Source organism: Chamaesiphon sp. (assembly GCF_041738855.1).
In the GTDB taxonomy this organism is placed as follows: Bacteria; Cyanobacteriota; Cyanobacteriia; order Cyanobacteriales; family Chamaesiphonaceae; genus Chamaesiphon.
On the sequence record NZ_JBGSPA010000185.1, the window covers coordinates 1 to 7,906 of the forward strand.

Sequence of the window (7,906 nt, forward strand, 5' to 3'; positions counted from 1 at the left end):
CTACCGATTAGAAATCTTGCTTGTATCTCCTTTGAGCTTAACTAAAAATTATCATTGGCGATCGTCGCTAGACGACGCGCTTCGAGTGAGCGTGCTTCGAGATTCGCTCACTCGATCGTATGACTTATTCAGCAAGCCCTAGATAGTGAATTGGAGGGTTTTGGCACCTGTGGGGATGATGAAGGCTTGGGTGAGTTCAGAGAGTTTTTGGGACTGCTCTGTGAGGGTGGCTGTGCCATTGATGATGTTGGTGGCACCTGCGGTGTTCCAGTCTGCGGTGGTGGAGAAGTCACCATTATTAATTGCCAGTAATGCACCAGCGGTTAGGGGTGCGCTAATTGTGCCACCGACTCCCGACTCCCGATTCCCGATTCCCGCATTAATCGCATCAATCATCGCTAGGTTTAACGCCGATGGGAGTTTGCGAACGCCAGGTTTGAGGCTGGTGTTCATGAGGTCGTAGGGATGGAAGGTGGTGTCTAGGTGGGAGCCATTGGGGGTAAGGTTTGCGGTGAAGGTGTCGGTGATGAATTTCTTGCCTTTGACGTATTTGTTAAATTCGCTGTAGCCGTTGATGATGCCGAGGGTGTGTCCCATCTCGTGGAGGATGGTGGTGAGGAGGTCGTATTTACCGGAGGCTGGGCTGTTGGGGGTGGCTTGGAGGTAGGTGTTTACTCCGGTGAATTCGCTATTATCCTGTGGCGTGGTGTCGAGGAACCAGCCGATTCCGTTGGCATCATGGTCGATGGTGATGGTGGCGGTGTTGGGGGTGCCGTTGGTGTTGTAGCTGGTGATTGTGCCTTCGGCTAGTTGTCCGGTGGGAAGGTTGGTGATTTCAAAGTTGAGGTTGATGGGAGTGGTTGTATGCCATAAGGTTTGGGCGGTATTGTAGATATCAGTTAGTAAATCTGGAGATGAGCTATGGCTAAAATTACTAGAGAAGAGTTGTTGGCTCGTTATGCTGCTGGGGACAGAGATTTTGCCGAGACTAATCTCAGTGGAATTGATCTGAATGGGGTTAGCTTGATTGGTATTAATTTGAGTGCTGCTAATTTGTCGTTTAGTAGAATTGTCAATGTCAATTTGAGCAGATCCAATCTGAATCGAGTTAACCTCCAAGAGGCTTGGATTGAAAAATGTAACTTTGATTGGGCTAATCTCAGGGGAGCTATCTTGCCACTCGTATCCTTCACTAATACCAGTTTTCGATACTCCATTTTCGACGAAACCAATTTTTTTGGTGACTATAGCTTTGATAACATCGACTTCACTGGAGCCACTTTCCAAGGTTCCGATTTTATCTTGCCCGATTATATACCTAGTGGAGGTAGTCATATTATTCTCCCAGACGGTAGATCTCTTGGAGGTTGAGCCAAAGTCACTTTCGCTATCAGCCAGGAGTGCGCTGCTAGTATTAAATCTTCGATTATTTATGTCCTTAATAGGCACTGCCCACAGACCATTCAAAGCCGAAGCAATAAGAGTTTAAATTATTTGATTCGATCGCAACCTCTTCACTAATCGATCGACATTCAACACTTCAATATTTATATTACTAAATTGATAATGGTGCTGTGGTTAGTGCCCACCCTACAAAATATCTACTGTTTGATTCGATCGCCATCTATACACCAATCGATCGATACTAGCCCCTCCAAATATTTGCATTACTAAATCGATAATGGTGCTGTGGGCAGTGCCCACCCTACGAATTATTAAATGTTATTCACCCATTTCTAAATCCATCAAACTTGTTACGGCTGGCGTGAAAATATTCCCATTGCACTGACAACCCCATTTAACATCGTATTCATCCCGCCGCACCCCGCGATGAAAACTTGAATACTGCCAATCATGCACGCATTTCACTAACCCATGTTTGACTGGATTGAAATGTAAGTAATCAAAGTGTTTGCGAAGATCGAACTCATCCCGAATCGTATGCTCATAAAATCTCCGCTGCCAAACATCACTCTCGCGATGCTTTTTGCGCGACTCACACACATCATCAGGTAGATTATTTGCCCCACGCAAAGCACGAGTAAATAACACCTTCATCCGTCCGACTCGATAGGAATAATCGGGGTCGTCAGGTGGTAAAGTCCACAAAAAATGGATGTGTTCGGGGAGGATAACTGCGACACCCGTCGCAAATGGCTGTTCAGTCATCATCAGATCGCAAGCCTGCCATAACCTGTCGATATTTTCTGGCAGTGAGAATAGTTGTTGTCGTTGGTAAGTTATCAGCGTCAGAAATACGCTACTTCCAGGAATATGAGCGCGGCGATATGCTGGCATGATTACTGCTCGATCCTATGTGTGTCTGCCGAAAACTTTGAGACTTGAGCCACATCAAAGTCGGTACGGCTTTATGATGGACTTATCAGCGATGCTCGATGCTGGTCTAGAACCGCTCGATCGCCATTATCAATCCAGAGGATAACTCTATCCCAGCTCAATGCCAGTAAATTCACCAGTTTCTCACCTTACTTTAGCCGATATCTTGGCACGGACGATCGAGTTAAGCCAGACAGCCGCAGTCATGTTGAAGTCTTACTATCGAGGTAGCCGCGAACAGCTCGAAGTATTCGATAAAGCCGAAGGCCCCGTAACTGTAGCAGACAAAGCAGTCGATCGACACTTGCTAGCTGGTATTCAAGCGATGTGTGGCGATAGTTGTGGCTACCTGACGGAAGAGACTTATCAACCAGGCGATCCAGAAGTGCTACAAGATTGGGTCTGGATTATCGATCCTTTGGATGGGACGCGAGACTTTATTGACAAAACTGGCGAATACGCGATCCATATTGCCCTGACGTACCAACATCGCCCAGTACTAGCGGTGGTAGCCATCCCCGAATCCGATCGCTTGTATGCGGCTATTGTCGGTGGTGGGACTTACCAGATCGTCCCCGATGGCGTCCGTACGCCCGTGCGAGTAAAGGACGGACAGAAATTGAGCGAATTAGTTGTCGTCGCCAGTCGCAACCATCGCAGCCAGAAATTAATCGAGTTATTGGCACGGTTACCTTGTCAGCAACAGCTTGAAGTCGGTAGTATCGGGTGCAAGATCGCCGCGATCGTCGAGCATCGTGCGGATGTATATATCTCGCTATCGGGGACATCAGCTCCCAAGGATTGGGATCTCGCTGCACCAGAACTGATCTTGACTGAAGCAGGCGGCAAGTTTACGCACCAAGATGGCAGTGCCCTCAAGTACAATCAAGGCGATGTCAGTCAGTGGGGATGCCTGATTGCGAGTACCGGATTGTGGCATCAGGAGCTGTTGGATGCTTGTATCTAGGTTTTAGGCTTTAGGCTTTAGGTTTGAGGAAGGTTTTAGGCTTTAGGGATGAGAATTTAAATTTACTTCTAACAACTAACACCCAATACCTAATCCCTAATCTCTAATCCCTAGCACCTAAAGCCTAATCCCTAACACCTAACACCTAAACTATGCGAATCGAACAATTACAGGCATTTTTGGCAATTACGGAAACTGGGAGTTTTCAACAAGCTGCGCGGACGTGTAACTGTACTCAATCAACGATCAGCCGCCAAGTCCAATCTTTAGAAGAAGATCTAGGGATTGCTTTATTTCATCGCCATCAGCAGGCGAAACTCACCATCGGTGGCGAACGGTTTTTACCCCACGCGCTCAAGATTTGTCAAGAATGGAAACTCGCTCATCAATCCATCTCTAATCTCCTCGCAGGTAAGCAACCAGATCTGTGTGTCGCCGCGATTCACTCCGTGTGCGCTCATCTGTTGCCGCCGATCTTGCAAAAATTTTGCTATGAGTATCCCCAAGTCCAGCTCAGAGTAACGGCTCTAGGTAGCGATCGCGCCATGAAAGTCCTCAAGGATGGTTTGGTTGATGTCGCCATCGTCATGGACAATCGGATGTTTACAACTAGCCCCGACATGGTAGTCCAACAGCTCTATCAAGAACCGATCGAGATCTTGATGTCCGCACAGCATCCCCTAGCTGAGTATGCACCAGTACCCTGGGCAGAACTAGTCAAATACCCGCAAGTAGTCTTCAAAGATGGGTATGGAATGCAGCGATTGGTGCAAGAACAATTTAGCAAGCAAGGTAGTAAACTCCAGGCGGTGTTAGAATTAAATACGCTAGACTCCTTTCGGGGCGTAGTCAGGCAAGGCAAATTAATTGCTCTATTGCCCCAATCGGCACTACTCGATCTCCACAACGATCCGACATTGACAACGCGATCGATCGAACCTACTCCCCAAACAGGTATAAATCTCTCGCGTCAAGTCGTCCTCGTCACCACCAGCGACAGACTCCAGATTCCCCCGATTAAATTTTTCTGCGATCTAGTCAGTCAGGAGTTAGGTGTTAGGCTTTAGGCTTTAGGCTTTAGGGATGAGAATTTAGGATTTCGGTTTTAGGATTTAAAGATGAGAATTTAGATTTATTTTTAACACCTAACACGTCACACTCAATACCTATTTCCTAACACCTAAAGCCTAAAGCCTAAAGCCTAATAACCATCCACCATCCACCATCCACCATCCACCAATGAGCGATCGATTTCGGAAATTCGTCCAAATAATAGGCAGTGGACCGCACACCGGGAAGAATTTGACTCGTGAGGAGGCAGCAGAGGCGATGGAGATGATGCTGCGGGAAACAGCGACCCCCGCCCAGATTGGCGCATTTCTGATCGCGCATCGGATTAAGCGTCCGACTGGGGCAGAGCTAGCGGGAATGCTAGATACGTATGCCAACATCGGCCCGCAATTACAACCAGTTGCCAGTCACAATCGATCGCCCGTTATCTTTGGCATCCCTTATGATGGTCGCTCGCGTACTGTCCCGATCGCGCCTCTAGTATCATTAATTATGACAGCGGTGGGTATTCCCGTTATTTTGCACGGTGGCGATCGAATGCCGACCAAATATGGCACTCCGCTCATCGATATCTGGCAGGAATGGGGTGTAAATTGGATGCAGGTACCTTTTGACCAAATCCAAGCAACCTTCGCTACAACGGGTCTGGGCTTTATTTACACGCCTACTCATTTCCCGACGGCGGCGGGACTCACCCCTTACCGCGATCAGATCGGCAAACGTCCCCCGATCGCTACTTTAGAGCTAATGTGGTGTCCTTATGCTGGCGATGCTCACCTGATTTTTGGTTACGTCCATCCGCCAACCGAACAAACAGCCCTGATCGCTGCGACATTGCGCGATACACCTCACAAAATTACGACAGTTAAAGGCTTAGAAGGCAGTACCGATCTGCCACGCGATCGCGCTGTAATTATTGGCGTACACCAGTCAGGGCGAGAACTAGAGCGGATTTTCCTCCACCATTATGACTATGGCTTGAGCAATGTCAATCCGCCCCTACTCGCTCCCCCCAAGATGATGGCTGAATTTGCGCTAGTGCTGGAAGGCAAACCTTCGGAGCTACTCAATTCCGTCCTCTGGAATGCAGGGTTCTATCTCTGGCATTGCGGCGCGGCTCCCGATCTGGCTGCGGGGATGAAGTTGGCTCAGGAGTTGCTAAGTAGTGGTGCGGTGAGTACACAACTAGAACACGTCAGGACGCAGGTGAGCGGATCGAGTCCGGCAAATAGCGATCGATAGATGGCGATCGCACCCCATAACTACACCACCTAAAATTACCTGAATTTGAGCTTTTCATCCTGATTAGCGATCGCACTGAGAGTATAAGAGTACATCATATTGCTATTTATAGGATATAAAGTGCTTGGCTCTCGTGAATACTAAAAAAAATCCTAATCAAACAGAATATGCTTCAATTGGGTTATCAGTAATAGGAGCTGTTGCCGCCGTTGTTACTCAGCAAATAGCTTATATTGCTACACCCCTGACACTTTCACTATCGTTGAGCTTAATCAATCGGCAAAGAGATTTAGTAAAAGCCGATCGACGCCTAGCGAATTTAGAACAGCAACTTACTAGCGATCTGAAATCTGTAATAGAACAATCTAAAACGCTTAGAGATTCACTTGACGATCTACCTCCTGCCCCAACAACCAGTGACTTTCATCAGTTATCTGAAAGTGTTAGGCTCGATCGAGCAGAGCTAGATCGATTAGGATCGGTTTTAATTAAGATCGAGAAAAAAGGTGACGATCTATCACCTTTCTTAACTGAGATTGACTTAACAAAGGATTCTCTCCAGCGACTCAGCTTGAACTTCTCAAATTTTGAGAAAGAATTTAATAGCCGTCAAGATTCCACTCGCGTTACTAGCGCAGAGCGAGTAATGGATGCAAATAATATCTATACTATTTATGCTCCTGATGCTGTGAGTCAATCCACTTTGAAAAATCAAAGTTTACAGCCAATCGCAATAGATTCAGATCGAAATGTGCTCTACTTATCGATCGAACAGATTAAACTAAAACTTCAATTTTTGGAAGAAAATTCAAAGATATCTGAGGAATCACTCAAAAAAATTGGCTGGCACTTTTTAAATTTAGAGAAAGAATTCAATCATCGTCAAGATCTGATTGATATTATTAATCTAAAAAAATCCCTATTAGAGATCGAGAGCGATGTCCAGTCGATTGCCCTAGAGCTTTCAAATACTAAGACAGATCATATTTTGAAGATCGCAGGACTAGAGCTAGATCGGAGTAGCATCTATTCATCACTCGCAGAAACTAAGTCAAAAATTCAGTTTTTTGAAGATAATTTGGGCGTATCCGATCTAGTCGATCGAATTGATGAATTAGATACTAGTCTCGGTGCCTTGCACGATTATAATCTTGGATTAAACAATCGCATCGATAATTATCAGCAGTATGAAATAGCAGAGATTATTGATGCATTAGTTTCAGCAAAACAGCTCGATACACTAATTCAGCAAGAAGTCAATCGATCGAGCCTAGAGCAACTCGATTTGATTAAGCAAATACTACCCAAAAAATATAATTATAATCTTGTATATGGTAGAGAAGAAAGTCGCCAAGTATTTTTAGATGCTTTGCCGCAGTCTCAAGAACGGCTAATTTTAGTTTGTCCTTGGTTAACAAACTATGCGATCGATCCAGATGTTCGAGATCTCATCATCAATGCGCTGGAACGAGGAGTATCGATCGATATCGGTTGGGGACATCTTAAAGATGTTAATAACGATCGATCCCGATTATCGAAGGCAGAGTTATTAAAGCCTGGTAAACAAAAGTGGTTGTATAATGCCATTCCTTTGTTGGATAAACTACAGGCTGAATATCCAAATCTTTTGAACTTAAAAGTCTTAGGTACTCACGAAAAGTTTCTAGTTTGCGATCGCAAATTTGCCATGCTGGGTAGTCACAACTATCTGACTTCTCATACTCATTCCAGTGAGCGAGAATTAGGACTAAAAACCGATAGTCCCGAACTCATCGACAAACTTATCGAACTATTCGATCGCTAAGAGTACAGAGGTCAACGCAACAGTCTAGAATAGGGTGCGTCGCTCATTATCGGGTGGTTTGTTTGCTCGATCGAGCGCACAAATTTAAATTACTCATTCATTATCTTAAATTTGATGACCTGCCTATTCCATCTTCACTCAATTACGGCGATCGAGTGATGCGAACAACTCTCGATCGCTAAATCATACTCCGACCCAGCAACGCCCGATTTTAATAGATTTAATTAGAGTTAAGGCGATCGAGAATAATTATATTGCTATAACATGGGATTTTGATGAGCTTTCCTCACAAGTTCCTCATCTTGTTTTGATATCATCAGAAATAGTAAATTTTCTGATGATTTACGAGGATACAACTCATGAAATGGCAACAATTAATTCTGGCTGTTATAGCTACTATTTGCCTGATTTTTGCTGGAAATGCGCTAGCACAGACTGACATTAATATTAACAATACCAATCTGATTCGCTTTGGTGGCAGTGTC

9 protein-coding genes are annotated in these 7,906 nt (G+C 45.3%); 7 read left to right on the plus strand and 2 right to left on the minus strand.

The genetic code is table 11. The features are described from left to right. Positions 1-138: 138 nt before the first annotated feature. On the minus strand, positions 139-597 hold the full coding sequence (locus ACEW9I_RS19740) for a hypothetical protein (RefSeq protein WP_373542039.1): 459 nt from the start codon (positions 595-597) through the stop codon (positions 139-141). Here ACEW9I_RS19740 and ACEW9I_RS19745 point away from each other — a divergent pair. Both ACEW9I_RS19745 and ACEW9I_RS19750 read left to right on the plus strand, forming a co-directional pair. Continuing rightward, positions 589-810: a hypothetical protein gene (locus ACEW9I_RS19745; protein WP_373542040.1), complete on the plus strand. Its 222-nt coding sequence runs from the start codon at positions 589-591 to the stop codon at positions 808-810. The genes ACEW9I_RS19740 and ACEW9I_RS19745 overlap by 9 nt on opposite strands. Before the next feature lie 111 nt (positions 811-921). Then, the gene (locus tag ACEW9I_RS19750; protein WP_373542041.1) at positions 922-1,371 is read left to right on the plus strand and encodes a pentapeptide repeat-containing protein; all 450 of its coding nucleotides are present in this window, start codon (positions 922-924) and stop codon (positions 1,369-1,371) included. 351 nt (positions 1,372-1,722) lie between these two features. On the opposite strand, the gene ACEW9I_RS19755 is transcribed toward ACEW9I_RS19750, so the two are convergent. Further along, positions 1,723-2,298 carry a transposase gene (locus ACEW9I_RS19755; protein WP_373542042.1) on the minus strand — a complete coding sequence of 192 codons (576 nt, stop codon included), beginning with the start codon at positions 2,296-2,298 and terminating at the stop codon, positions 1,723-1,725. Between ACEW9I_RS19755 and ACEW9I_RS19760 the strand changes: the two genes are divergently transcribed. From ACEW9I_RS19760 to ACEW9I_RS19780, 5 genes are all read left to right on the plus strand, one after another. After that, positions 2,297-2,443: a hypothetical protein gene (locus ACEW9I_RS19760; RefSeq protein ID WP_373542043.1), complete on the plus strand. Its 147-nt coding sequence runs from the start codon at positions 2,297-2,299 to the stop codon at positions 2,441-2,443. The two genes, ACEW9I_RS19755 and ACEW9I_RS19760, sit on opposite strands and share 2 nt — an antisense overlap. A 15-nt stretch (positions 2,444-2,458) precedes the next feature. Next, positions 2,459-3,304: a 3'(2'),5'-bisphosphate nucleotidase CysQ gene (locus ACEW9I_RS19765; protein WP_373542044.1), complete on the plus strand. Its 846-nt coding sequence runs from the start codon at positions 2,459-2,461 to the stop codon at positions 3,302-3,304. Positions 3,305-3,456: 152 nt separating this feature from the next. Continuing rightward, entirely contained in the window at positions 3,457-4,371 is a 915-nt protein-coding gene (locus ACEW9I_RS19770; protein WP_373542045.1) for a LysR family transcriptional regulator, read from the plus strand. A gap of 172 nt (positions 4,372-4,543) precedes the next feature. Further along, on the plus strand, positions 4,544-5,617 hold the full coding sequence (locus tag ACEW9I_RS19775) for an anthranilate phosphoribosyltransferase family protein (RefSeq protein ID WP_373542046.1): 1,074 nt from the start codon (positions 4,544-4,546) through the stop codon (positions 5,615-5,617). 133 nt (positions 5,618-5,750) lie between these two features. After that, entirely contained in the window at positions 5,751-7,421 is a 1,671-nt protein-coding gene (locus ACEW9I_RS19780; RefSeq protein ID WP_373542047.1) for a phospholipase D-like domain-containing protein, read from the plus strand. Positions 7,422-7,906 lie beyond the last annotated feature (485 nt).

Excerpts from the sequence above, each read along its gene's own strand:
- ACEW9I_RS19740 (WP_373542039.1), bottom strand. The coding sequence starts at position 597 with ATGGGACACACCCTCGGCATCATCAACGGCTACAGCGAATTTAACAAA.
- ACEW9I_RS19750 (WP_373542041.1), top strand. The coding sequence starts at position 922 with ATGGCTAAAATTACTAGAGAAGAGTTGTTGGCTCGTTATGCTGCTGGG.
- ACEW9I_RS19760 (WP_373542043.1), top strand. The coding sequence starts at position 2,297 with ATGATTACTGCTCGATCCTATGTGTGTCTGCCGAAAACTTTGAGACTT.
- ACEW9I_RS19755 (WP_373542042.1), bottom strand. The coding sequence starts at position 2,298 with ATGCCAGCATATCGCCGCGCTCATATTCCTGGAAGTAGCGTATTTCTG.
- ACEW9I_RS19765 (WP_373542044.1), top strand. The coding sequence starts at position 2,459 with ATGCCAGTAAATTCACCAGTTTCTCACCTTACTTTAGCCGATATCTTG.
- ACEW9I_RS19770 (WP_373542045.1), top strand. The coding sequence starts at position 3,457 with ATGCGAATCGAACAATTACAGGCATTTTTGGCAATTACGGAAACTGGG.
- ACEW9I_RS19775 (WP_373542046.1), top strand. The coding sequence starts at position 4,544 with ATGAGCGATCGATTTCGGAAATTCGTCCAAATAATAGGCAGTGGACCG.